A 23,013-nucleotide genomic window follows, 5' to 3' on the forward strand; every position below is an offset into this window, starting at 1 on the left:
GACACGTTTGCGGGTACGCCGCCACCGCCGAGGAGAGCCCATGCCGCTGCTGGAGCCCGAGCCGGATGCCCTGCGCCCCACTTCGCGCACCGAAGGGCCCGCATTCGACCGTGTCCCGGACGACCGGGCCCCGGGCACCCCGGAGCCGCTGAAGGCGGAGCTGATCGCGCTGCTCGGTGCGGACAAGGTCTTGACCAAGGTCTCCGACCTGGTGCGGTACGCCTCGGACGCGAGCCCCTACCGCTTCCTGCCGCAGGTCGTGGTCGTCCCCGAGGACATCGACGATGTCTCGGCCGTCCTTTCGTACGCGCACGGCAAGGGCCGCGAGGTCGTCTTCCGCGCCGCCGGCACCTCGCTGAACGGCCAGGCGCAGGGCGAGGACATCCTGGTCGACGTGCGCAAGCACTGGGCGGGCGTCGAGGTGCTCGGCCGGGGCGAGCGGGCGCGGATCGGGCCGGGCACCACGGTCGTGCGCGCCAACACCACGCTCGCCCGGTCCGGCCGGGTGCTCGGTCCCGACCCGGCGAGCGCCGTCGCCTGCACCGTCGGCGGCGTCGTCGCGAACAACGCCTCGGGCATGACGGCGGGTACGACCCGCAACTCCTACCGCACGCTCGCCTCGCTGACCTTCGTCCTGCCCTCGGGCACGGTCGTGGACACCGCCGAGCCGGAAGCCGACGAGCAGCTGGCGCACGCGGAACCCGCCCTGTGCGAGGGGCTCCTGGCGATCAAGCGGGAGATCGAGGCGGACGCCGAGCTGGTGGCCCGCATCCGCGCCAAGTACCAGATCAAGAACACCAACGGCTATCGTCTCGACGCCTTCCTCGACGGCGCGACGCCCGTTCAGATCCTGCGCGGCCTGATGGTGGGCTCCGAGGGCACCTTCGGCTTCATCGCGGAGGTCGTCTTCGACACCCTGCCGCTGGACCGGCACACCAGCACGGCCCTGCTCTTCTTCCCCTCGCTGCCCGCGGCCGCCGCGGCGGTGCCGCTCTTCAACGCCGCGGGGGCGCTCGCCGTCGAGCTGATGGACGGCAACACCCTGCGCGCCTCGGTCAGCGTGCAAGGGGTGCCCGCCGACTGGGCCGGGCTACCGAAGTCGACGACCGCGCTTCTGGTGGAATTCCGCGCACCTGACCTGGCCACACAGGAGGCGTACGAAACCGCCGCGGCCAAGGTCCTGGACGGGCTGGAGCTGGTGGCGCCGGTCCCTTCGGTGACGAACGGGTTCACACGCGACGCGAAGACCACCGGCGGCTACTGGAAGGCCCGCAAGGCGTTCGTCACGGCCGTCGGCGGCTCCCGTCCCTCGGGGACGACCCTGATCGCCGAGGACTTCGCGGTGCCCCGGGCCGGCTCGCCGAGGCCTGTCAGACGCTCCTGGACCTCCAGACACGGCACGGCTTCGACGCCGCCGTCGCGGGCCACGCGGCGCACGGCAATCTGCACTTCCTGCTCGCCTTCGACGCGGCACTCCCCTCGGACGTGGAGCGGTACGCCGCGTTCATGGACGAGTTCTGCCGACTGACCGTGGAGCGGTTCGACGGCTCCCTGAAGGCCGAGCACGCCACGGGGCGCAACATCGCGCCCTTCCTGGAACTGGAATGGGGTCCCAAGGCCACGGAGTTGATGTGGCGCACCAAAAAGGTCATCGACCCGGACGGGGTCCTCGCCCCGCGCGTCGTGCTGGACCGTGACCCCAAGGCCCATCTGCGGGGCCTGAAGACCATCCCCAAGGTGGAGCTCATCGCCGACCCCTGCATCGAGTGCGGCTTCTGCGAACCGACCTGCCCCAGCGACGACGTGACCACCACGCCGCGTCAGCGCATCGTGCTGCGCCGCGAGATGATGCGCCAGACGCCGGGCTCCCCCGTCGAGGACGGCCTCGTCGAGGCGTACGGCTACGACGCCGTGGACACCTGTGCGGGTGACTCGACCTGCAAGCTGGCGTGCCCGGTCGGCATCGACACGGGCGCCCTGATGAAGGACTTCCGGCACGCGCGGCACTCGCCCCGCGAGGAGAGGATGGCCGCGCTCGCCGCCAGGAACTTCAAGGCCGTCGAGGCGTCCGCGCGGCTCGCGGTGGCCGCCGCCGACAGGATCAGCGACCGGCTGCTCACCGTGGTGACCCGCACCGCCCGCAAGGCCGTGCGGCCCGACCTCGTGCCGGAGTGGCTGCCGCAGATCCCCGGCGCCGCGGCCCGCCGACTGCCGCGCACCGCGCGCGTGGGCGCCACGGCGGTCTACTACCCGGCGTGCGTCAACCGCATCTTCGGCGGCCCCGGCGACCGCTCCCTGGCCGAGGCCGTCGTCGCGGTGTCCACGCGCGCGGGCAAGCCGGTTTGGATTCCGGACGACGTCGCGGGGACGTGCTGCGCGACGATCTGGCACTCCAAAGGTTACGACGCGGGGAACACCCTCATGGCCAATCGCATCGTCGAGGCGGCCTGGGGCTGGACCGCGGGCGGCCGACTGCCGCTGGTCGTCGACGCCTCCTCCTGCACACTCGGCATCGCGCACGAGGTGGTGCCGTATCTGACGGCCGACAACCGCGCGCTGCACCGGGAGCTGACGGTCGTCGACTCGATCGTGTGGGCCGCCGACGAACTGCTGCCCCACCTGACGGTGCACCGCACGGTCGGCTCCGCTGTCCTGCACCCCACGTGTTCGATGCGGCATCTCGGCGACGAGGCCCAGTTGCGTGCCGTCGCGGAGGCCTGCGCGGACGAGGTGGTCGTGCCGGACGACGCCGGGTGCTGCGCGTTCGCGGGAGACCGCGGCATGCTGCACAAGGAGCTCACCGAGTCGGCCACCCGCAAGGAGGCGGCGGAAGTCTGCGCGCGCTCCTACGACGCCCACCTCTCCGCGAACCGCATGTGCGAGGTCGGCATGGACCACGCGACGGGTCGCGGCTACTACTCGGTCCTTCTTGAGCTGGAACGCGCGACGCGGCCCCCGGGGCCGGGACCGGGGCCCCGCGGCCTCTGAGAACGCCGCCGTTCAGCTCCGTCAGCCTTCGTCGCCTCTGCTGCCCCCTGCTCGCCGCCCGTCGCCCGTCGCCCGCTGCCCGCTGCCCGCTGCCCGCTGCCCGCAAGGAAGTCCAACTCCCCGACCACTCCAGCCTCTTGCATCCCCGCCGTAGCCCCATCAGGGTGGCTCCCGCCCCAGCGGTAGAGACCACCCGACAGACAGCTACGGAGGTCCGATGCACCACGAGAACGCGACACCGACCCCTGACGGCGCCACCCCCGACGAAGCCGCCGCCGGCACACCGGGAGACGGCCGTTCACGCCGTACGGTGCTGCGCACGGCGGGGCTCGCCGGGGCGGGGCTCGGGCTCGGCGCCTTCGCGGGCGGCACGGCCCACGCCGACGCCCCGGGCGCAGCCCCCACCGAGGCCGAGGCCGCGGACACGGCCGCCCAGGCGCCCGCCCGCAAGGGCCGGACGATGATCGGTGTGCCGTTCCAGCGGCGCTCCACGGTGCGGGTCGGGATCGTCGGCCTCGGCAACCGCGGCGGCTCCATGATCGACCTGTTCCTCGCGCTCCCCGGGGTGCGCGTCGTGGCGCTCTGCGACCCGGTCAAGGAGAAGACCGCGGCGGCGGCGAAGAAGGTCACCGCCGCGGGCCAGCCGGCCCCGGCGACGTACACCAAGGGCGAGGACGACTACGAGAACCTGTGCAAGCGCGGGGACATCGACTTCGTGTACGTGGCGACGCCCTGGGACTCCCACTTCGCCATCTGCAAGTCGGCGATGCTGAACGGTAAGCATGTGGGCGTGGAGTGTCCCCTCGCCATGCGGCTGGACGAGCTGTGGGAGCTGGTGGACCTCTCGGAGCGGACGCGCAGGCACTGCATGCAGTTGGAGAACTGCTGTTACGGCAAGAACGAGATGCGTGTCCTGCGGATGGCACACGCGGGCAAATTCGGCGAACTGCTGCACGGTGCGGGCGCCTACAACCACGATCTGCGCGGCCTGATGTTCGACCCCGACTACTACGAGGGCCCGTGGCGCCGGCTGTGGCACACGCGGCTGCGCGGTGACCTCTACCCCAACCACGGCTTCGGCCCGGTCGCCAACTACATGGACGTCAACCGCGGTGATCGCGTCACGCACATATCCAGCTTCGGCACACCCGCCCTGGGTCTGGCCGAGTACCGCAGGGCGCACATGCCGCCCGGTGACCCGAGCTGGAAAGAGACGTACATCGAGAGCGACCGCACCATCAGCCTCGTACAGACGGCGAAGGGGCGGGTGATCCGTCTGGAGCACGACGTCTCCACGCCTCACCCCTACAGCCGCATCAACAGCCTCGGCGGCACCAAGGGCGTCTTCGAGGACTACCCCGCCCGCATCTACATCGAGCCGGACCACACGGACGACAAGTGGGCCGACTTCTCCAAGTACGCCGACTTCGACCACTGGCTCTGGAAGGAACACGCTAACCCGCCGGGCGGCCACGGCGGCATGGACTACATCATGATCTTCCGGCTGATGCAGACCATGCAGCTCGGCCTCGTCCCGGACTTCGACGTGTACGACGCCGCGACGTGGACGGCGCCCGTGCCGCTGAGTCACCTCTCGATCAAGGCGAAGGGCGCGCCGCAGGCGATCCCCGACTTCACTCGCGGACTGTGGAAGAAGGCGCGCCCGGGGATGGACTCGCCGAAGCCGAAGGCGTAGCGGGCAGCAGGGATGTGGAAGGGCGGGCCCGGGCGCGGTGCTCATGTCACCACCGAGGGCCGTCCCCCTCCTGCTCAGGTACGAGCGCGCGATCTGGTTGGTGGCGAAGCGCATGGCGTCCATCATGCGATCCACGCCGAGCAGCCCGCCCGACGCGGCTCATGCGTCCGCCCTCGCGTGCGTCGCGCCTCAGCAGCGCAGCCGGTCCTCCGTCAGAATCCCCTGCACGGTGGCCAAGGTGCGGTCATGGCAGCCGCCGTCGCCGAACTGCCGGTAGCGCTCACGCGAGGTGCCCACCGCGTGCCGTTCCTCGCGCGGGACGTTGGAAAGGTAGGAGGCGTCCCCGTCGTACCGGTCGTCGCTCACCGTCCGTCCGACCCGTCGGCCGCCGTGCGCGGTGACGTTCTCGGCACGGTCGCCGAGGGAGATCTCGGTACGCAGTCGGTCACCGGCGCCGAGCGTCGTGGTGCCGTCCATCGTGTAGGTCCGTTCGGTGCGCACCGAACGGCCGCCTGCCGTGACCGTCTCACGGTCGTTCCACGTGGCCTGGAGCGTGTCCACCGCCTCGCGTTCGGTCCATCGGTGCACCGAGGTGTTGGCGAGAGTGCGCGTCACCGTCGTCGTCACACGGCCGTGCGAGGTGTTCACGTACCCGGAGACGCTCAAGCGATGACCGCCCCTGGTGTCGAGCCGGTGAGCGGCCTCTCCAGAAGCGGGCGTGTACGTCGACTTGTTCGTGAGGGTGCCCTCCGTGTGCCGGGTCAGCTTGCCCGTGACGCGCTCACTCTTCTCGTCCTGCCAGACCAGGACGTTGACCGGGGTGCTCCAGCCCGTCTGCGCCTTCGGGACGCCGACGACGGAGACCTCCACCTCGTGCGGGCGGCCGTCGTTGAGGATCCCCGCGAAGGGCGTCAGGTCGTACTCGATGGGCTTGACGTCGAAGGCTCGGGGGCCCGGGATCAGGTACCACAGGAAGGGGTTGGACCAGCCGCCGGTCCACACGGTCGGGAACGGCGCGGCGATCCCGGCCAGTTGCCCGTCCACCGTGACCTGCACCTCACGGTAGGGACCGTCGTCCGCTTCGCAGGAGTAGGGCACGGCGTCGGGGACCGTCATGTACCAGTACTCTTCGCAACCGCCTCCGGAGCCGGTCGCGTAGACCTCGGCGACGATGCGTGCGCTGTTGCGTGGAGCGGTGAGCGTGGTGCCGTCACCGAGCGGCAGGACACGGTCGGCCACCGACCGCCCTGAAGTGCCCTTGTCCCGCCCGTCAGGCCCCTTCTCCCGCGCGTAGAACGTCAGCGTGACCTTGACGTCGATGACTCCGGTGTACGTGTCGTTGACGACGTTGCCAATGAGCATCTCGACCCGCTGGTCGTGGCTCAACGTCTCGCTGTAGCGGGTGACGTCCTTCTCCACGGACCAGGTGATGCCGTCGGGGGACGGCTGCGGCGTGGACGTACGGAACACCTCTACTCCGCCGACGCGCAGATACCCGAGACGGTCGTACTGCCGCCCCTTCACCTTGCCGTCCAGTCGCAGCACCACCTTGCCCCAGCGGTCGCCGCAACCACGGGGCGGCGCGTAATCGCCCTCGTACGGCGTGAAGTCCTTGAACCGCGCCTCGGCGACCGTCACTTCACAGGACTTGGTGCGCGGCTTGGAGACCGGGGGTGCGGCGGTTATCGGATCGTGCCAGTCGGTGCCGAACTCGGGCGGGGGCGTGACGGCGGGGCGAGGCGCGGCTGTGGCCTGGCCGGTGCCGGTGCCGGTGCCGAGGAGCGTGTTCGCGACCAGAGCCGCCCCCACGAGCATGGACATGACGTGTCTTCTCATGGGGGATTTCTATGGCCAGTCACGGATCACCGCAACGGCCTCTCTGCTCTCTGTGGGCCAGGGAACTCGGCCTGGAGGCCGCCAGGGGGACGCGGCGCCTACGCCTTGAGGTTCGCCTTGTCCCCCATCACCACGACCGGGTGCTGCTTCGGGTCCAGTGTGCGCAGCAGATGCTCCATGCCCGACTCGGACAGGCTCACGCAGCCCGACGTGCCGCTACCGTGGTCCATGTGCAGCCAGATGCTGCCGCCCTTGGCCTGGCCCTGGGGGCGCGTCGGGTCGTTCGGCGGGGTGCCCTTGGCACGGTTGTAGTCGATGGCGATGACGTAGTCGAAGTCGTGCCAATGCGTCTTGGGCCAATAGTGAGGCGCCTGCATGGAGTCCGACTGCGTGTACGGGAGTTTGGCGTCCGGGTCCGCGAGGACCCCGCCCGCGTCGGTGAGCGTGAACACCCCGACGGGGCTGCGCTTGTCGTTCTCGTGGTGGTCGGTGGTCCAGCCCTTCTTGCCGTTGTGCGCGGGCCAGCTGCGGTTCTTCTCCCAGGTGGTGTCCGTCTCACCCGACTTCGTGTAGAGGACGACGGTCGACTTCGCCGAGTCCTCGCCATCGCCGTAGACCGCGACGACCTGGCGCGAGTCCTTCGGAATCTTCGACTGGAGTCGATCGCCCACATCGGGGATGCGCTTGAGGTCGGCGGCGCGTCCACGCTCGCCTCCCGCGCCGCCCGCCTCCTTGTCGTGCCCGGCGTCGGCGCCGCCCCCCTTCGCCGAACTCCCACCCCCGCTCCCGCAGGACGTGAGAAGGACACCGCAGGCCGCTGCCGCGACCACCGTTCGCACCGCACCGGCTATACGCATCCGTCCATGGTCGCACCCGGCCCGCGCTTCCCTTGTCCATGCCCTGCGGCTCTCTCGAAGACCGGGCCGATTCTTTACCCCGGGACGGAAAATCGTTTGCTTCGGGCCACCGCCCGAGGCGAACCTTTCACGGTTTGTTACCGCCGCCCGCTTCTCCTGACTGTCGGTCTCGGCACGATCGCGCCTACGCCTGCGCCTGCGTCCGCGTTTGCGTCTGCATCAGCGTCTGCGCGCCAGCGCACGAGTCCGACGTCCGCGGAGCCGACGGCTGCCGCTCCGAGTCCTGGGACGTCATGCAGATTCGCGACCTTCCGTATACCGACCCTGGCCTCCCCGACGCCCGGTCAGGGCCACGCTTCCTGCTCTGGCTGGGCCGGAACCAACTCAAGGGGCAGCTCAAGGCCCTCGCCTGGGGCCTGCTGCACTTCGGCTCCATCGCGGGTCTGCCATACACGGTCGGCATCGCCGTCCAGGCCGTTCTCGACCGGTCCGGCGGTCGGCTCGCCCTCGCGGGCGCGCTGATCGGTCTGCTCGGCCTGGCCATCGCTCTGGGCGACGCGATGCTCCACCGCACAGCAGTCACCAACTGGGTCACGGCCTCAGCCCGGGTGCAACAACTCCTCGCGCGCAAGACCGCCCTCCTCGGCTCCGCGCTCACCCGGCGCGTGGCGGCCGGTGAGGTCGTCGCCGTCTCCACCGGTGACGTCGAGAAGATCGGTTGGTTCGTGGAGGCGCTGTCCCGCTTCGCGGCGGCGGCGTCCACGGTCGTCCTGGTCTGCGTCGGCCTCCTCGTCTACCAGCCCTCGCTCGGTGTCGTCGTCGCCGTGGGCATCCCCGTCCTCGCGCTCGCCGTGCTCCCCCTGTTGCCCCGCGCGACGCGTCGGGCCGACTTCCAGCGCGAGAAGGCGGGACGGGCCACCGAGCTGGCGTCGGACACCGTCGCCGGGCTGCGCGTGCTGCGCGGCATCGGCGGCGAGGACCTCTTCCTGGATCGCTACCGCCGCGCTTCGCAGGAGGTTCGCACGGCGGCGGTACGCAGCGCCCGGATGTGGGCCGCGATCTCAGCGATCCAGGTCCTGATGCCGGGCCTGCTGCTGATCGCGGTCGTCTGGCACGGCGTGCACCTGGCCCGTGAGGGCCGTATCACCGTCGGTGAACTGGTCACCGTCTACAGCGCGGTGATGATGCTCAACTATCCGCTGCGGCACTTCGAGGAGATCGCCATGGCGTACTCCTTCTCACGCCCCTCCGCGAAGCGGGCCGCACGGGTGCTCTCGCTTGAGCGGACGGCGGAGCCCGCGAGTGGGTCGCGGTCGAAGACCCCGGGCCCGCGTACGCCGGGGCAGAGGGCGGGCGGTGCTCGCCCCACCGGTGACCTGTACGACCCCGTGACAGGGCTTCTCGCCCCCGCCGGCCGCCTGACCGCCGTGGTCTGCGGCGACCCGGACGAAGCAGGGCGACTCGCCGAACGTCTCGGCGGCCACCCGGCGTTCGACGACGCCGCGGACCTGCCGTCCGTACGCCTTGGAGCCACAGTGCTCGATGACCTGCCCCTGTCCGAGGCCCGCGCCGCCGTCCTGGTCCAGGACAAAGACCCCGTCCTCCTCTCCGGGACACTCCGCGCGCTCCTCGACGTACCCGCTTCCGGAGCGGTCACCCCCGAAGAAGCGCTCGCGGCGGCGCAGTGCGCGGACGTCCTTGACGCGCTGGCCCAGGCGTCGGTGGACGACGACCCGATGGCCGCCCACCTCACAGAACGCGGCCGCTCCCTCTCCGGCGGGCAACGCCAACGCCTCGCCCTGGCCCGCTCCCTGGTCACCGACCCCGAAGCGCTGGTACTCGACGAGCCGACGTCCGCCGTCGACTCGCACACCGAGGCCCGGATCGGCGACGGGATCCGCAGGCTCCGGGCCGGACGCACCACCGTGGTGCTCACCTCGTCCCCCCTGCTCCTGGACCGTGCCGAACGCGTCGTCTTCCTCGCGGACGGCGACGTCGCGGCGGTGGGCACGCACCGCGAGCTGGTGCGCAGCGAACCGCTGTACCGCGCGGTCGTGACCCGCGAGACCGACGACGAACGCGCCGGCGTGGGCGCCCCCACGAAAATCGACATCGAGGAGACGGCATGATCGGCTTGGCGCCCCCGGAGTACGACCCGGCGGCCCCCACGACCGCGGAGACCCTGCCCGTCGGCGCGAGCGGCACCGTGCGCGCCTACGTACGCGAGCTGTTCCAGCGCCACCGCAAGGCCTTCGCGCTGCTGATCGCGGTGAACACGCTGGCTGTGGTCGCCTCGATGGTCGGCCCCTATCTCCTCGGCGATCTTGTCGAGAACGTCTCGGCCGACGCCCGGGACCTGCATCTGGAGCGCACCGTCGGCCTGTTCGCACTCGCACTCGCGGTGCAGGCCTTCTTCGTACGGGAGGTGCGGCTGCGCGGTGCGATGCTCGGCGAGCGCATGCTGGCCGACCTGCGGGAGGACTTCCTCGTACGGTCCGTCGGGCTGCCGCCGGGAGTCCTGGAGCGGGCGGGGACGGGTGATCTGCTCTCCAGGATCACGACGGACATCGATCGCCTGGCCAACGCCATGCGTGAGGCTGTGCCGCAGCTCGCCATCGGCGTGGTGTGGGTGGTCCTGCTGCTGGGCGGGCTTGTCGTGACCGCGCCACCGCTGGCGCCGGCGGTCCTCGTCGCCGCGCCGCTCCTCGTCGTGGGCTGCCGCTGGTACTTTCAGCGGGCGCCCGCCGCATACCGTTCGGAGGCTGCCGGGTACGCCGCCGTGGCCGCGGCCCTCGCCGAGACCGTCGACGCGGGGCGCACCGTCGAAGCGCACCGGCTCGGCGAGCGCCGCATCGAACTCTCCGAACGCCGTATCAAGGAGTGGACCGCCTGGGAGCGCTACACGCTCTACTTGCGGTCGGTGCTCTTCCCGGCGATCAACCTCACCCACACCACCGTGCTCTGTTCGACACTGATGATCGGCGGATTCTTCGTACTCCAAGGCTGGATCGGCGTGGGGCAACTGACCGCGGGTGTACTCATCTCCCAGATGCTCGTCGACCCGCTGGGGATCATCCTCCGGTGGTACGACGAGCTTCAGGTGGCCCAGGTGTCGCTGGCCCGGCTCGTCGGCGTGCGCGACATCGAGCCGGACGCGGGCGACGCCTCCGTCGTACCGGAGGGACACCACGTCCTCGCCGACGATGTGCACTTCGGGTACCGCGCGGGCGTCGACGTGCTGCGCGAGGTGTCCCTCGCCGTCGAGCCCGGTTCGCGCGTCGCCCTGGTGGGCCCGTCGGGCGCTGGAAAGTCGACGCTGGGTCGACTGCTCGCCGGCATTTACGGTCCCCGTACCGGCCAGGTCACACTGGGTGGCGCCGCTCTGTCGGCGATGCCCGCCGAGGAAGTGCGCTCCCATGTGGCCCTGGTCAACCAGGAGCATCACGTCTTCGTCGGCTCCCTGCGCGACAACCTCCTCCTCGCACGGACCGGAGCCCGGGACGCCGAGCTGTGGGCGGCGCTCGGCGCGGTCGACGCGGCCGACTGGGCACGCGGCCTCAAGGAAGGGCTGGACACCGAGGTCGGCTCCGGCGGGTTCGCGCTGACGCCCGCACAGGCGCAGCAGATCGCACTGGCACGTCTCGTTCTCGCCGATCCGCACACGCTGGTCCTGGACGAGGCGACCTCGCTGCTCGATCCCCGGGCCGCTCGGCACCTGGAGCGCTCGCTCGCCCGCGTCCTGGACGGCCGCACGGTGGTGGCTATTGCCCACCGCCTGCACACCGCACACGACGCGGACGTCATCGCCGTGGTCGAGAACGGCCGCATCAGCGAACTCGGCAGCCATGACGAGCTGGTGTCCGCCAACGGCGCGTACGCGGCGCTGTGGCGGTCCTGGCACGGGTAGGGACTGCTCCGGAGGGGGCGGCCGCTGCGATTCCGGGACAAGCGGCGCAGGGACCAGGGCCGCAGCCCTTGCCCGACCGGACTCAGCCACGCTTAGTGGCGGTCCTGGCACAGGTAGGGACTGCTCCGGAGGGGGCGGCCGCTGCGATTCCGGGACAAGCGGCGCAGGGACCAGGGCCGCAGCCCTTGCCCGACCGGACTCAGCCACGCTTAGTGGCGGTCCTGGCACAGGTAGGGACTGCTCCGGAGGGGGCGGCCGCTGCGATTCCGGGACAAGCGGCGCAGGGACCAGGGCCGCAGCCCTTGCCCGACCGGACTCAGCCACGCTTACGTGAGCAGGCCCGCCCGTATCGACCTCGGCAGCGCTGCCCGCTCCGGCCCGAGCCAGACCATCCGCTCCGGCCCGAGCAGGGCCGTACGCTTGGGCCCGAGCCAGACCGTCCGCTTCGGCCAGCGCAGGGCCGCACGCTTCAGCCCGAGCCAGACCGCCGGCCCGAACAGGTCCGGGCGCCTCAGCCCGAGCCAGACCGCCCGCTCCGGCCCGAGCATGGCCGCCCGCCGTTGTGGGAATAGAGTCGGCCGCCCTTGTGGGAACAGAGTTGGCCGCATCCGCGGGAGCAGGTCCGGTGACCTCCGTATCAGCGGGGCCGACGGCCGCCCCTGGCCTGATCGCTGTCGGCCCACCCAGCACGCGCGAGACCGCCCTGAGCCGTCCCCTCGCGGCCATCCACGCGCCGTCAAGGGACGCGACGACGGCGACCGGCAGGGGCCTGGGCCTCCATCCGGGCCGGGCCCGACCGCGCCTCCACTTGCCCCCAGGCCGGGCGCGCCTCACCTTGCCCCGCCGCACGCCCCGCCCCCACGCGAGGACCGCCCCGGACGCGTAGCCGCACACCACCCACGCAGCACTCGGCACCAAACCCGCCAGGAACCCGGCCAGGGCGCGCCACCCACGGGCGTGGGCCGCCCTCGCACGAAAGCCGGACCTCAGATGACGTTGAGCGCGGCCGCGCCGCCCACTCCCCCGAGCAGCATGAACACGGGCATCAGTACCTTCAGCTCGACCCAGCTGCCGGCCCGGAACCGCAACGCCTTGGGGGGTCCGATCGGATACCAGCGCTTGCGTCCGATGGGAATGGGCCACAGGACCGGGCACCCGGAAACCGTCAGGGCGTCCCCGAGGTCGTGGACCAGCGCTCCGAGAACGATCGGCAGCCCGAGCCACAGATACTCCTGGCCAGGCGCGGTGAACAGCCAGTCCGAGCCATTGCCGGACTTGTCGAGGATCCCGGCGAGGATCCAGGCGCTCGTCGCGGCGAGCAGCCACACCAGCACATCGCTGCTCGACCCGCGCGCGGCCCGCCAGAGCAGGCCTTCGATGGCGAGCACCATGTGGACGAAGAGGATGGCGAGGACCGCCCAGCGCCCGCCGGATATCGCCAGGGCCGAGGCTCCGGCTCCGATCAGGACCGCCCACAGCCAGGTGTGCGTCAGCGTGCGGTGCCCGCCCGAGCGGCGCGGGTCGCCCTGCTTGCGCGTCGCCTTGTAGACGGCGTACGAGAGCTTGTCGACGATCTCGCACAGACCGCGCGACACCGGCCCGAAGGCGCGCGAGATGGTGGCCGACTTGTGGTCGAGATCGGGCGCGAGCGCCGCCCCGGCACAGATCAGGGCTCCTACAAGGAGGACCGGCCAGGGCATCGTGTGCCCCGCCGCTGCGGCAGCCGCGCCTACTCCGAGCCAGGCCGCCGCCCCCGACAGTGAGTGTGCCGGTCCCATCATTGCTGTCGCCCGCCCCATTTCCATTGTTCTGACGCCCCGTTGGCGACACAGCGTAGCGTTCATGATCTTCGTCGAGACCTCCGGTTCCCTGATCGGGCGAGAAGGAAGGCAAGATGGGGGTGTGACCCTTATTGATCAGCTGCCGCCGGATGCCGACCCCGATGCCCTCTTCGAAGCCTTCTCGTCGTGGGCCGAGGATCAGGGGATCACTCTCTATCCGGCCCAGGAGGAGGCGCTGATCGAGGTGGTCTCCGGGGCGAACGTGATCTTGTCCACGCCTACTGGCTCCGGCAAGAGCCTCGTGGCGGCGGCCGCTCACTTCACGGCGCTCGCCCAGGACAAGGTGACCTTTTACACGGCGCCCATCAAGGCGTTGGTCTCCGAGAAGTTCTTCGACCTCTGCAAGCTCTTCGGCACCGAGAATGTCGGCATGCTCACCGGCGACGCGTCGGTCAACGCCGACGCACCCGTCATCTGCTGCACAGCCGAAGTTCTCGCCTCGATCGCGCTGCGAGACGGCAAGGCCGCCGACGTCGGCCAGGTCGTGATGGACGAGTTCCATTTCTACGCCGAGCCGGACCGCGGCTGGGCGTGGCAGATCCCCCTGCTGGAACTGCCCCAGGCACAGTTCGTCCTCATGTCGGCGACGCTCGGCGACGTCAGCATGTTCGAAAAGGATCTGACCCGCCGCACGGGTCGACCCACCTCGGTGGTGCGCTCCGCGACGCGTCCCGTCCCGCTCTCCTACGAGTACCGCCTGACGCCGATCACCGAGACGCTCACCGAGCTGCTCGAGACCAAGCAGGCACCGGTCTACATCGTTCACTTCACGCAGGCGCAGGCCGTCGAGCGCGCGCAGTCGCTGATGAGCATCAACATGTGCACGCGCGAGGAGAAGGACAAGATCGCCGATCTGATCGGCAGCTTCCGCTTCACCACCAAGTTCGGCCGGAACCTCTCGCGCTACGTACGCCACGGCATCGGTGTGCACCACGCAGGCATGCTGCCGAAGTACCGCCGTCTGGTGGAGAAGCTCGCGCAGGCGGGTCTGCTCAAGGTCATCTGCGGCACGGACACTCTCGGCGTCGGCGTCAATGTCCCGATCCGTACCGTGCTCTTCACCGCGCTCACCAAGTACGACGGCAATCGCGTCCGCACGCTGCGCGCGCGGGAGTTTCACCAGATCGCCGGACGGGCCGGGCGCGCGGGCTTCGACACCGCCGGCTTGGTGGTCGCCCAGGCGCCCGAGCACGTCATCGAGAACGAGAAGGCGCTCGCCAAGGCGGGCGACGACGCGAAGAAGCGTCGCAAGGTGGTCCGCAAGAAGGCCCCTGAGGGCTTCGTCGGCTGGACCGAGAACACCTTCGAGAAGCTCATCGCCTCCGAGCCCGAGCCGCTGACGTCCCGCTTCCGGGTCACGCACACGATGTTGCTCTCCGTGATCGCTCGCCCGGGCAACGCCTTCAAGGCGATGCGTCACCTCCTTGAGGACAACCACGAGCCGCGCAAGCAGCAGCTCCGGCACATTCGCCGGGCCATCGCGATCTACCGCTCGCTCCTCGCCGGCGGTGTCGTGGAGAAGCTCGACGAGCCGGACGCCACCGGCCGCATCGTGCGCCTGACGGTCGATCTTCAGCAGGACTTCGCACTCAACCAGCCGCTGTCCACGTTCGCGCTCGCCGCCTTCGAGGTGCTCGACCCCGAGTCTCCGTCGTACGCCCTCGACATGGTGTCCGTCGTCGAGTCCACTCTCGACGACCCGCGCCAGATCCTGGCGGCCCAGCAGAACAAGGCACGCGGCGAGGCCGTGGCGCTGATGAAGGCCGACGGTGTCGAGTACGAGGAGCGGATGGAGCGGCTCCAGGACATCACGTACCCGAAGCCCTTGGAGGAGCTGCTCTTCCACGCGTACAACACCTACCGCACCAGCCATCCATGGGTCGGCGACCACCCGCTCTCCCCGAAGTCCGTCATCCGTGACATGTACGAACGGGCGCTGTCCTTCACCGAGTTCACGTCCTTCTACGAGCTCGCCCGCACCGAGGGCATCGTGCTGCGCTACCTCGCCAGCGCGTACAAGGCTCTGGAGCACACCATCCCGGACGACCTGAAGTCCGAGGACCTGGAGGATTTGATCGCCTGGCTCGGCGAGATGGTCCGTCAGGTCGACTCCAGCCTCCTCGACGAGTGGGAGCAGCTGGCCAACCCGGAGATCATGACGGCCGAGGAGGCCCAGGAGAAGGCCGACCAGGTGAAGCCGGTCACCGCCAACGCCCGCGCCTTCCGCGTCCTGGTGCGCAACGCACTGTTCCGCAGGGTCGAGCTGGCCGCCCTCGATCACGTCGAGGAGCTCGGCGAACTGGACGGCGAGTCCGGCTGGGACGCGGACGCCTGGGGCGAGGCCATGGACAAGTACTGGGACGAGTACGAAGATCTCGGGACCGGCCCCGACGCGCGCGGCCCCAAGCTGTTGCGCATCGAGGAGGACCCGGAGCACGGTCTGTGGCGCGTCCGGCAGACGTTCGCCGACCCGAACGGCGACCATGACTGGGGCATCAGCGCGGAGGTCGATCTCGCGGCCTCCGACGAGGAGGGCCGCGCCGTCGTCCGGGTCACGGACGTCGGCCAGCTCTGACCGCTCAGAGGATTCACGCGTCCCGGACAGGAGTCGAGGAACTGTCATGAACAATCCCGCCGACCGGCTCGTCGATCTGTTGGATTTGGAGCAGATCGAGGTCAACATCTTCCGGGGCCGCAGCCCCCAGGAGTCCCTCCAGCGGGTGTTCGGCGGGCAGGTCGCCGGACAGGCATTGGTGGCAGCGGGCCGCACCACCGAGGGCGACCGCCCGGTGCACTCCCTGCACGCGTACTTCCTCCGTCCGGGCCGCCCGGGCGTTCCCATCGTGTACCAAGTCGAGCGGGTCAGGGACGGGCGCTCCTTCACCACGCGCCGCGTCACCGCCGTCCAGCAGGGCCGCACCATCTTCAACCTCACCGCCTCCTTCCATCAGCCCGAACAGGGCGCATTCGAACATCAGCTGCCACCACGCATCGCCGCGCCCGACCCGGAGTCGCTGCCCACGGTCGCCGAGGAGATCAGGGAACACCTCGGCGCGCTCCCCGAGCAGCTGGAGCGCATGGCCCGGCGCCAGCCTTTCGACATCCGTTATGTGGACCGGCTGCGCTGGACTGCTGAGGAGATCAAGGACGCGGAGCCGCGCAGCGCGGTGTGGATGCGAGCCGTCGGCCCGTTGGGCGACGATCCGCTCGTGCACACTTGCGCGCTCACCTACGCGAGCGACATGACGCTCCTCGATGCCGTGCGTATCCCGGTGGAGCCCCTTTGGGGGCCCCGTGGCTTCGACATGGCCTCGCTCGACCACGCCATGTGGTTCCACCGCCCCTTCCGCGCGGACGAGTGGTTTCTGTATGACCAGGAGTCCCCCATCGCGACGGGGGGTCGCGGCCTCGCCCGGGGCCGTATCTACGACGCCGAAGGTCGGCTGCTGGTGTCGGTCGTCCAGGAAGGGCTGTTCCGCCCGTACGGGGAGCGCCACATGGACAGCCCGACACCAGGAGCCTGATCGACGGAGGATCCTCGCGGGAGGCATGGTGCGACGCATAGGCGTGGCCGAGCGTCGGGCGCGACTCACACTTCGGCATCGGCTGGCGGCCGGCGCCAGGGCGGACGATCGGCCTATGAGGATGCACCGCACGGTCTTCGTGTCGTCCTGGGATGCCCCTTCCGTGCGCAGGCCTTGTGTTCCTGCGCGGTCGCCGCCTGGGAGCGCCGCCTCGTCCTCGGGAGCGATGACCCACACGTGAGCACGGAGTTGGTGATGGCGCGCGGCAAGAGCTGAGAGGGCCGGCAGAAACTGGCCAGCAGGCTCCTTCTTCCGCTCGCCGCCGAGGGCCATGTCGTACGTGGACGCCCCCACGGTACGTGGACCTCTTTCCAGTACCGCCGGGCCCCGCTGACGGACTGGTTCAGTGCCGGGCTCAGCGACTGGGACACTTACAGGTTCCTGGAGGACGTGGGAACGGCCGCGCGCACGCGTGGCCGCACATGGCTCGAAGGGGAAATGGCCGGTTGAAGCACGTCGGGCACGCTTGAAGCAGGTAAAGCGGGTAAAGCGAGAGCGGGTCGGGTCGGGCATCTGTGCCTCCGTTGAGAACGGATTCAGGGGTGGTTCCGGAGCGGGCCGGGGGTGGCTCCGGACTGGAATCGGGCCACGTGACGAGAGGGTGCGCGGTTGAGCGAGAACACAGCCGAGGGCAGGGATGAACTACTGGCCGAGGCGGTCCGACTACGCGAGGCAGGCCGAAGAGAGGAAGCCCGAGAGCGGCTGGTCGCCCTCTCGGCGCGGTGGCCTCAGGACGCCGAGGTGGCGTACCAGACCGCGTGGGTCCACGACACGCTGGGCCTGGAGGCCGAAGCAGTCCCCTACTACGAGCGCGCGCTCGCCGGGAAGGGGCTTTCGGACGGCGCCCGCCGGGGAGCACTCCTGGGCCTGGGCAGCACGTACAGGATTCTTGGCCGCTACGAAGAAGCCGTCGCCACGCTCGGCGACGCGACGGCTGAATTCCCCGAAGACGGCGCGCTCAAGACCTTCCTGGCCATGGCGCTGTACAACACAGGCCGGACGCATGACGCGATGGGGTTGCTCCTGACACTGCTTGCCGCCACGACCAAGGATCCGGAGATCGCGGGCTATCGACCCGCCATCGAGGAGTACGCCAAAGACCTCCACGCGACGGTGTAGCTGCACCGATAGGGACGGCGCGGCGCCACCGGGCTACGCCCGCACGCGGCGCAGCCATTTCCTCAGGCCGCGCGGCTCCCGCACCGAGGCGTCGATCGCGATCTCCATCTCCCTCGGGTGGTCGGGCTCCGCGGTAAGAGGTGTTCCCTCGGCCACCGGCTGAGGCGCCGGCGGGCCCGCGGGGCGGGGCGCCGGGCGCTGTGCGCGGGCCTGAACGAGGCCGATCAGCAGGCTGGAGCGCAGCCAGCGGATCTCGTCCGGATCGTCCGCGGTGGTGATCCGCTCGACGATTCGCGCCACGGGCGAGTCCGGCGTCCCGTCGGCGCGCGGCGCAGGCTTGAGCCGGTTGAGGTAGGCGCGTTCGTACGGATCCCTGATGATCTCCGCGATCTGCACCGGGTCGAGCAGCGACGCCATGGCGGCGGCGCGCTCCCAGGGGTCCTCGGACTGGCGCAGCAGCGAGTCCGCGTACCGGCCTCGCCAGTTGCGCGCCCTCAGGTCCTGGCCTTCCTCCAGTCGCGCGCGCATCACTCCCGGCATGCGTCCTGTGAGGAGGTCGGCATTGGCCTCGCTCCCAGCGAACTGCCGTAGTTCTTCGGCGAGATAGAGCCATACGACAGCGCGGTACCGGTTCAAGTAAAATTTTACTGGAGTCAGCGCACCGACTCGGGCGAGCCGAGTGAAGCGGGCGGAGCTGATGCCCATGAGCCCCGCGCCCTCTGTGGTCCCCACGGCTCTGATGCACGTGCGCAATGTTTCGGGGAAGCCTTCACTTCCGCGCACGCGATCGATCTCCTCACGCGTCACGCGGCGCTGACCGCCCATGGCGTCGCTGACGGCGCGGATGTGCCCCAGCATCACCGCGAGGTCGAACTCGCCCCGCTTCAAACCCAGTTCTCTCGCGGCACCGCTCGGCGTCATCGGCGGCCGCGCGGCCGCTGTGCCGGCCGTCTGCGTGATGGTGTCACTTGTCATGGTGGTTCTCCCCCGTGAGGCGTCATTGCTCTCGGGAAAAACCGTAGCCCGACCACCGCGATTTTCGCTGGGCCTGTGGATAACTCTTGTCGTGACAGCGTCAGTGCTGGTCAGAGGTCAACGATGGGCGTGCGGTCCGGTTGCCGGGCTCCGACGCCCAAGTGCTCGCCGACGCGGTTCACAAGCAGCGTCATCTCGTAGGCGACCTGGCCGATGTCGGCTTCCGCGGAGCTCAGGACGCAGAGGCAGCTGCCGTCGCCTGCCGCGGTGACGAAGAGGACGGCTTCGTCGAACTCGATCATGGTCTGCCGCACTTTGCCGGCGTGGAAATGACGCCCGGATCCCTTGGCAAGGCTGTGAAGTCCCGAGGAGACCGCCGCGAGATGCTCCGCGTCCTCACGCTTCAGGTCCGAACTCGCACTCGTCACCAACCCGTCGTTGGACAGCACCAGCGCATGCCGTACGTGTTCCATCCGCTGCGTCAGGTCGTCCAGCAGCCAGCCCAGCCCCGTGTTCTGCCCCATGACCCTGTCTCCCCGCATCCGCTCCCCCTGGCTGGAGGATCTGACCTGCCAGCCTTCCCCACGACCGGCGCCCCGGCAAGCATGATGGGGACATGGCACAGAAGATGACCGATGACCAGTGGCGGGCCTTCGTCTCGCACGGCACGCGAACCGGCAAACTCTCCACTGTTCGAGCGGACGGCAGCCCGCACATCGCACCGATCTGGTTCCTGCTCGACGGGGACGACCTGGTGTTCAACACCGGCAAGGAAACGGTGAAGGGCCGGAACCTCGCGCGCGACGGACGCGTGGCTCTGTGCGTGGACGACGATCAGCCGCCGTTCGCCTTCGTCGTCCTGCAGGGCCACGCTGACCTGATCGACGAGATCGGCCAAGTCCGGCGCTGGGCCGCCCGGCTCGGTGCCCGCTATATGGGCGAGGACCGGGCCGAGGAGTTCGGCAAGCGTAACGGCGTGCCCGGCGAGCTCCTGGTGCGCGTGAAGATCAACAAGGTGCTCGCGTACACCGCGGTCACCGACTGAGGATCGGCACACCGAGCCGAGCGGCCGGGCGGTTGCGTCCGTCCGGCGTATGCACGTATTCGGCCGGACATATCAGCACCTCGTCTCGGATCTCCCGGATGTGTCGAGGAACCGCACCGCCTCATCGGGGCGAGCGTCCGGAAAGATCGCGAACCCCGCTCGAACGAGTGCGTTCAACGCGCGTGTGCTTCGTGCGGGATCATGGGGCGCATGAGCAACGACCACACGCAGGTCCAGGAATTCTTCACGGCCCGCGCGGCCGATTGGGACTCTCGGTTCCCCGACGACGGGCCCGCCTACCAGGCTGCCGTGGCCGAGTTCCGGCTGCGTCCCGGCTCCCGAGTGCTTGATGCGGGCTGCGGCACCGGCCGCGCCCTCCCGGCCCTCAGGGATGCCGTGGGGGCGTCAGGTGTCGTTATCGGCGCAGATCTGACGCCCGCCATGCTGGAGGCGGCGAGAGAAGCGGGCAGGGATCGCGCCGGTCGGCTCCTTCTTGCCGACGTGGCGCGGCTGCCGCTGCTCGCCGAGTCACTCGACGCTGTCTTCGGTGCCGGTCTGATCGCGCACCTGCCGGAACCGGAAGAGAACTTGCGGGAGTTGAGACGGGTGGTACGCCCTGGAGGGCTGCTGGCCCTCTTCCACCCGATCGGCAGGGCGGCGCTCGCGGCTCGGCAAGGACGCCAGATCACGCCGGACGATCTGCGGGCGAAGGCGAACCTCGGCCCTCTGCTTGCCGGTTCCGGCTGGCACATGACCTCGTACGTCGACGAAGACGCCCGCTTCCTCGCTCTGGCCGTACGCGAGGACTGAGCGAGCCCCGCCTCCGGGCCGACGGTCAGCGTCGCCCCGCGACCTCCGCGGCGAACGCGTCGGCGTTGTCGAACATAATGTTGTGCCCCGCATCCGGCACGGTCACCACTCGCACCCCAGAAGCGTCCAGCGCGTCCTGCCCTCGGAGTTCACCACTCGACGCGCCCTGCAAGTACACGCGGTCCACGGACAGTGCCATCAGCATGTGGCGCATCGTGGGCCGCGTCCCCACCATGAGGCCGACCGCACTCCGATGCAGTGCCCTTGGGTCGGCGAGCCGCATGGTGGCCGCCCAGGTAGGACCTACTTCATCCAGCACGCGCGCGTGGGCGCCCTTGACGAAGTCCTCCTCCTCGTAGGCGGCGATACCGCTGCTGCCCGCCGTCAGCGGTGGGTTCGGATCGAGGTTGGCTTCCGTGACCACCAACCTCGATACCAGATCGGGGCGTCGATACGCGAGCACGATGGCGACGGACCCGCCCATGCTGTGCCCGATGACCTCCGCGCCCGTCACCTGGGCCGCATCCAAGACTGCGGCCAGCGCCTGTGCGTGACCTTCCAGCGTGTAGCCGAAATCGGCAGGCCGGTCGCTGATGCCGTGCCCCGGAAGGTCCACGAACAGCGAACGGCGGCCCGCCAGGTCGGGCCTGGCCGCGATGTGCGCGTGGTAGACGGTCGACGCCGCGCCGAGGCCGTGCACGTACACCCTCGCCGACTCGTCCCCGTCGGTCTCCGTCCACCGCACACGGCTGCCCCGCGCGTCGAACTGTGCCTCCCGCATGGCTGTGTGGCCGCCTCTCGTCGTCATGTTCGGCGCCGTGCCCGTCACTCGCCGGCACCTTGAGTGGCAACGACCATACATCGGCTCCGAGGTATTACGCATGTGAGATACAACGGGAGTGATGAAGGATGCGGCAGAATACGAACCATGCTCGAACTGGCCATCCTCGGTTTCCTCTACGACGCCCCTCTGCACGGCTACGAACTGCGCAAGCGCATCACCGCGCTCACCGGGCATGTGCGCCCCGTCGCCGAGAGCACGCTGTACCCAGCCATCAAGCGGCTGGAGAAGGCGGGACTGTTGGCCCGCGAGACGCAACCCGGGGCCGTCGCGGCGCCGCGCCACGTTCTGACCCTCACGCCGGAGGGCAGGCAGGACCTGCGCAAGCGGCTCGCGAACCCACCGCGAGGCGACATCACCGACGAGAACCGCTGGTTCACGCTGCTCGCGTTCCTGCGCCACCTGGACGACGAGGCGGCCCAGGCAGCGGTGCTGCGCAGGCGGCTGACCTTTCTGGAGGAGCCGGCGAGTTTCTTCTACGACGGCGATCGGCCGCTGCGCGCGGAGGAACTCGACGACCCCTTCCGGCGCGGCATCCTCACGGTCGCCCGCGCGACCAGCCGGGCCGAACGGGCCTGGCTGCACGAGACCTTGGCCTCACTCGGTGGGAGCGTCCGCTGACCCGCCCTTGTGCGGCACCGGGCAACCGCCGACGCCGGGCACCGGGAAGGAGCCGAGTTCCGCGACCTCATAACCGTCCGGGTAGCCCTTGATCTCCCAGTTCTGACGTGCATAGTGCGGCGCCCTGCGCGGCGGCATCAGGCGGACGGCTCGTCCACGCAGCCGCACCGCGCCCCTCACCAGCGACCGTGTGACGGCGCCCGGCGGTGCATAGCGGAACGCGCGCAGCAAGGACTCGTCGAGCAGGGCGAGGGTCGCGGAACGCAGCATGGGCGCCAGGGGGCGCGGGTACCAGGAGGCCATCAAGTGGAGCGTCGCGTCGGACACCTCACGCGCGCCTTGGTCCCAGCCGAAGTTGGCCTCTTCGTACTCGTCGAGGCAGCGCTCGAACTCTTCGTAGGAGCCCGGGATCTCCTTGATGCCCATGTGCTGCCCGAGAGTGCGGTAGTACGTGGCGGCGGCGACCATCTCGTGACGCGAGAGCCTGCGCCAGCCGTAGGAGTCGATCCATCGCTTGGGCATCACCACGAACGTGCACAGGACGTAACGCATGTCGTCATTGCTGATGTCGTAACTGCGATGCATCTGATTGATGCGACGGATGGCGGTGCGGCCCTCGTCGCTCCCGAAACCGTGTTCGACGACAGTGTCGAGGAGCAGAGCCGTGTCGTCGTACCTCTTCTGCGTACGGTCTGTCAGTTCGGCTGTCTCGGCGAGCAGACGGCCGATACTGGGCACGGCGTAGGTGCGGTAAAGAGCGAGTTCGAGTGCGCGTGTGTAGTCCCACGGAAATTCGAACGTCGCGGTGAGCCGATAGATCTCGAAGAAGTCCTTCTCCGGATCGAGACGTCTGATCTGCTCAAGCCGCTCGAAACGCTTCACCCGGCAGTCCC

General features: G+C 69.7%; 17 protein-coding genes and 1 pseudogene. 10 read left to right on the top strand and 8 right to left on the bottom strand.

The features are described from left to right. The first annotated feature begins 40 nt into the window (after nucleotides 1–40). Together ACOBQB_RS13145 and ACOBQB_RS13150 are read left to right on the top strand one after the other, a co-directional pair. A pseudogene (locus ACOBQB_RS13145) lies at nucleotides 41–2,988 on the top strand (FAD-binding and (Fe-S)-binding domain-containing protein). A 217-nt stretch (nucleotides 2,989–3,205) separates the two neighbouring features. Continuing rightward, nucleotides 3,206–4,684 (top strand): Gfo/Idh/MocA family protein, encoded by a 1,479-nt coding sequence (locus tag ACOBQB_RS13150; protein ID WP_423591627.1) that lies wholly within the window; start codon nucleotides 3,206–3,208, stop codon nucleotides 4,682–4,684. A gap of 189 nt (nucleotides 4,685–4,873) precedes the next feature. Here the strand turns inward: ACOBQB_RS13150 and ACOBQB_RS13155 are convergent, their stop codons facing one another. Both ACOBQB_RS13155 and ACOBQB_RS13160 read right to left on the bottom strand, forming a co-directional pair. Next, nucleotides 4,874–6,520, bottom strand: a complete 1,647-nt coding sequence (locus tag ACOBQB_RS13155) for a peptide-N4-asparagine amidase (RefSeq protein WP_423591629.1) — start codon at nucleotides 6,518–6,520, stop codon at nucleotides 4,874–4,876. A 98-nt stretch (nucleotides 6,521–6,618) separates the two neighbouring features. Beyond that, nucleotides 6,619–7,377, bottom strand: coding sequence for a L,D-transpeptidase family protein (locus ACOBQB_RS13160; protein ID WP_423591631.1), 759 nt, complete (start codon nucleotides 7,375–7,377; stop codon nucleotides 6,619–6,621). A gap of 293 nt (nucleotides 7,378–7,670) precedes the next feature. Here ACOBQB_RS13160 and ACOBQB_RS13165 point away from each other — a divergent pair, with 293 nt between their 5' ends. Then, nucleotides 7,671–9,506, top strand: a complete 1,836-nt coding sequence (locus tag ACOBQB_RS13165) for an ABC transporter transmembrane domain-containing protein (RefSeq protein WP_423591633.1) — start codon at nucleotides 7,671–7,673, stop codon at nucleotides 9,504–9,506. Continuing rightward, nucleotides 9,503–11,284: an ABC transporter ATP-binding protein gene (locus ACOBQB_RS13170; RefSeq protein WP_423591635.1), complete on the top strand. Its 1,782-nt coding sequence runs from the start codon at nucleotides 9,503–9,505 to the stop codon at nucleotides 11,282–11,284. The genes ACOBQB_RS13165 and ACOBQB_RS13170 overlap by 4 nt, the downstream gene beginning before the upstream one ends. A 326-nt stretch (nucleotides 11,285–11,610) precedes the next feature. Here ACOBQB_RS13170 and ACOBQB_RS13175 read toward each other — a convergent pair whose 3' ends face one another. Both ACOBQB_RS13175 and ACOBQB_RS13180 read right to left on the bottom strand, forming a co-directional pair. Next, entirely contained in the window at nucleotides 11,611–11,832 is a 222-nt protein-coding gene (locus ACOBQB_RS13175) for a hypothetical protein (protein ID WP_423591637.1), read from the bottom strand. Nucleotides 11,833–12,270: 438 nt separating this feature from the next. Further along, complete coding sequence (locus ACOBQB_RS13180) at nucleotides 12,271–13,065, bottom strand: metal-dependent hydrolase (RefSeq protein WP_423591639.1); 795 nt, start codon at nucleotides 13,063–13,065, stop codon at nucleotides 12,271–12,273. A 61-nt stretch (nucleotides 13,066–13,126) separates the two neighbouring features. Between ACOBQB_RS13180 and ACOBQB_RS13185 the strand changes: the two genes are divergently transcribed. The 3 genes from ACOBQB_RS13185 to ACOBQB_RS13195 all read left to right on the top strand — a co-directional run bounded on the left by ACOBQB_RS13185 (nucleotide 13,127) and on the right by ACOBQB_RS13195 (nucleotide 17,828). After that, entirely contained in the window at nucleotides 13,127–15,700 is a 2,574-nt protein-coding gene (locus tag ACOBQB_RS13185) for a DEAD/DEAH box helicase (protein ID WP_423591641.1), read from the top strand. 46 nt (nucleotides 15,701–15,746) lie between these two features. Beyond that, nucleotides 15,747–16,649 (top strand): acyl-CoA thioesterase, encoded by a 903-nt coding sequence (locus ACOBQB_RS13190; protein WP_423591643.1) that lies wholly within the window; start codon nucleotides 15,747–15,749, stop codon nucleotides 16,647–16,649. A 669-nt stretch (nucleotides 16,650–17,318) separates the two neighbouring features. Further along, on the top strand, nucleotides 17,319–17,828 hold the full coding sequence (locus ACOBQB_RS13195) for a tetratricopeptide repeat protein (RefSeq protein ID WP_423591645.1): 510 nt from the start codon (nucleotides 17,319–17,321) through the stop codon (nucleotides 17,826–17,828). A gap of 33 nt (nucleotides 17,829–17,861) precedes the next feature. Here ACOBQB_RS13195 and ACOBQB_RS13200 read toward each other — a convergent pair whose 3' ends face one another. Then, a complete protein-coding gene (locus ACOBQB_RS13200; protein ID WP_423591646.1) occupies nucleotides 17,862–18,803 on the bottom strand; it encodes a DUF6397 family protein in 942 nt (313 codons plus the stop codon). 110 nt (nucleotides 18,804–18,913) lie between these two features. Next, nucleotides 18,914–19,327 carry a roadblock/LC7 domain-containing protein gene (locus ACOBQB_RS13205; RefSeq protein WP_423591648.1) on the bottom strand — a complete coding sequence of 138 codons (414 nt, stop codon included), beginning with the start codon at nucleotides 19,325–19,327 and terminating at the stop codon, nucleotides 18,914–18,916. A 92-nt stretch (nucleotides 19,328–19,419) separates the two neighbouring features. Between ACOBQB_RS13205 and ACOBQB_RS13210 the strand changes: the two genes are divergently transcribed. Together ACOBQB_RS13210 and ACOBQB_RS13215 are read left to right on the top strand one after the other, a co-directional pair. Beyond that, a complete protein-coding gene (locus tag ACOBQB_RS13210) occupies nucleotides 19,420–19,848 on the top strand; it encodes a PPOX class F420-dependent oxidoreductase (protein WP_423591649.1) in 429 nt (142 codons plus the stop codon). Nucleotides 19,849–20,058: 210 nt separating this feature from the next. After that, entirely contained in the window at nucleotides 20,059–20,658 is a 600-nt protein-coding gene (locus ACOBQB_RS13215) for a class I SAM-dependent methyltransferase (RefSeq protein ID WP_423591650.1), read from the top strand. Between the two features lie 25 nt (nucleotides 20,659–20,683). Here ACOBQB_RS13215 and ACOBQB_RS13220 read toward each other — a convergent pair whose 3' ends face one another. Then, the gene (locus ACOBQB_RS13220; protein ID WP_423598446.1) at nucleotides 20,684–21,439 is read right to left on the bottom strand and encodes an alpha/beta fold hydrolase; all 756 of its coding nucleotides are present in this window, start codon (nucleotides 21,437–21,439) and stop codon (nucleotides 20,684–20,686) included. A gap of 147 nt (nucleotides 21,440–21,586) precedes the next feature. Between ACOBQB_RS13220 and ACOBQB_RS13225 the strand changes: the two genes are divergently transcribed. After that, nucleotides 21,587–22,120: a PadR family transcriptional regulator gene (locus tag ACOBQB_RS13225; protein WP_423591652.1), complete on the top strand. Its 534-nt coding sequence runs from the start codon at nucleotides 21,587–21,589 to the stop codon at nucleotides 22,118–22,120. On the opposite strand, the gene ACOBQB_RS13230 is transcribed toward ACOBQB_RS13225, so the two are convergent. Then, on the bottom strand, nucleotides 22,097–23,002 hold the full coding sequence (locus tag ACOBQB_RS13230) for an oxygenase MpaB family protein (RefSeq protein WP_423591653.1): 906 nt from the start codon (nucleotides 23,000–23,002) through the stop codon (nucleotides 22,097–22,099). The two genes, ACOBQB_RS13225 and ACOBQB_RS13230, sit on opposite strands and share 24 nt — an antisense overlap. Nucleotides 23,003–23,013: the final 11 nt, after the last annotated feature.

Source organism: Streptomyces sp. G5(2025), assembly GCF_049542075.1.
In the GTDB taxonomy this organism is placed as follows: Bacteria; Actinomycetota; Actinomycetes; order Streptomycetales; family Streptomycetaceae; genus Streptomyces.

What these genes read in the sequence shown, in the direction of transcription:
- ACOBQB_RS13150 (WP_423591627.1), top strand. Translation starts at nt 3,206, where the DNA reads ATGCACCACGAGAACGCGACACCGACCCCTGACGGCGCCACCCCCGAC.
- ACOBQB_RS13155 (WP_423591629.1), bottom strand. Translation starts at nt 6,520, where the DNA reads ATGAGAAGACACGTCATGTCCATGCTCGTGGGGGCGGCTCTGGTCGCG.
- ACOBQB_RS13160 (WP_423591631.1), bottom strand. Translation starts at nt 7,377, where the DNA reads ATGCGTATAGCCGGTGCGGTGCGAACGGTGGTCGCGGCAGCGGCCTGC.
- ACOBQB_RS13165 (WP_423591633.1), top strand. Translation starts at nt 7,671, where the DNA reads ATGCAGATTCGCGACCTTCCGTATACCGACCCTGGCCTCCCCGACGCC.
- ACOBQB_RS13170 (WP_423591635.1), top strand. Translation starts at nt 9,503, where the DNA reads ATGATCGGCTTGGCGCCCCCGGAGTACGACCCGGCGGCCCCCACGACC.
- ACOBQB_RS13175 (WP_423591637.1), bottom strand. Translation starts at nt 11,832, where the DNA reads ATGCTCGGGCCGGAGCGGGCGGTCTGGCTCGGGCTGAGGCGCCCGGAC.
- ACOBQB_RS13180 (WP_423591639.1), bottom strand. Translation starts at nt 13,065, where the DNA reads ATGATGGGACCGGCACACTCACTGTCGGGGGCGGCGGCCTGGCTCGGA.
- ACOBQB_RS13185 (WP_423591641.1), top strand. Translation starts at nt 13,127, where the DNA reads ATGATCTTCGTCGAGACCTCCGGTTCCCTGATCGGGCGAGAAGGAAGG.
- ACOBQB_RS13190 (WP_423591643.1), top strand. Translation starts at nt 15,747, where the DNA reads ATGAACAATCCCGCCGACCGGCTCGTCGATCTGTTGGATTTGGAGCAG.
- ACOBQB_RS13200 (WP_423591646.1), bottom strand. Translation starts at nt 18,803, where the DNA reads ATGACAAGTGACACCATCACGCAGACGGCCGGCACAGCGGCCGCGCGG.
- ACOBQB_RS13205 (WP_423591648.1), bottom strand. Translation starts at nt 19,327, where the DNA reads ATGGGGCAGAACACGGGGCTGGGCTGGCTGCTGGACGACCTGACGCAG.
- ACOBQB_RS13210 (WP_423591649.1), top strand. Translation starts at nt 19,420, where the DNA reads ATGGCACAGAAGATGACCGATGACCAGTGGCGGGCCTTCGTCTCGCAC.
- ACOBQB_RS13215 (WP_423591650.1), top strand. Translation starts at nt 20,059, where the DNA reads ATGAGCAACGACCACACGCAGGTCCAGGAATTCTTCACGGCCCGCGCG.
- ACOBQB_RS13220 (WP_423598446.1), bottom strand. Translation starts at nt 21,439, where the DNA reads ATGCGGGAGGCACAGTTCGACGCGCGGGGCAGCCGTGTGCGGTGGACG.
- ACOBQB_RS13225 (WP_423591652.1), top strand. Translation starts at nt 21,587, where the DNA reads ATGCTCGAACTGGCCATCCTCGGTTTCCTCTACGACGCCCCTCTGCAC.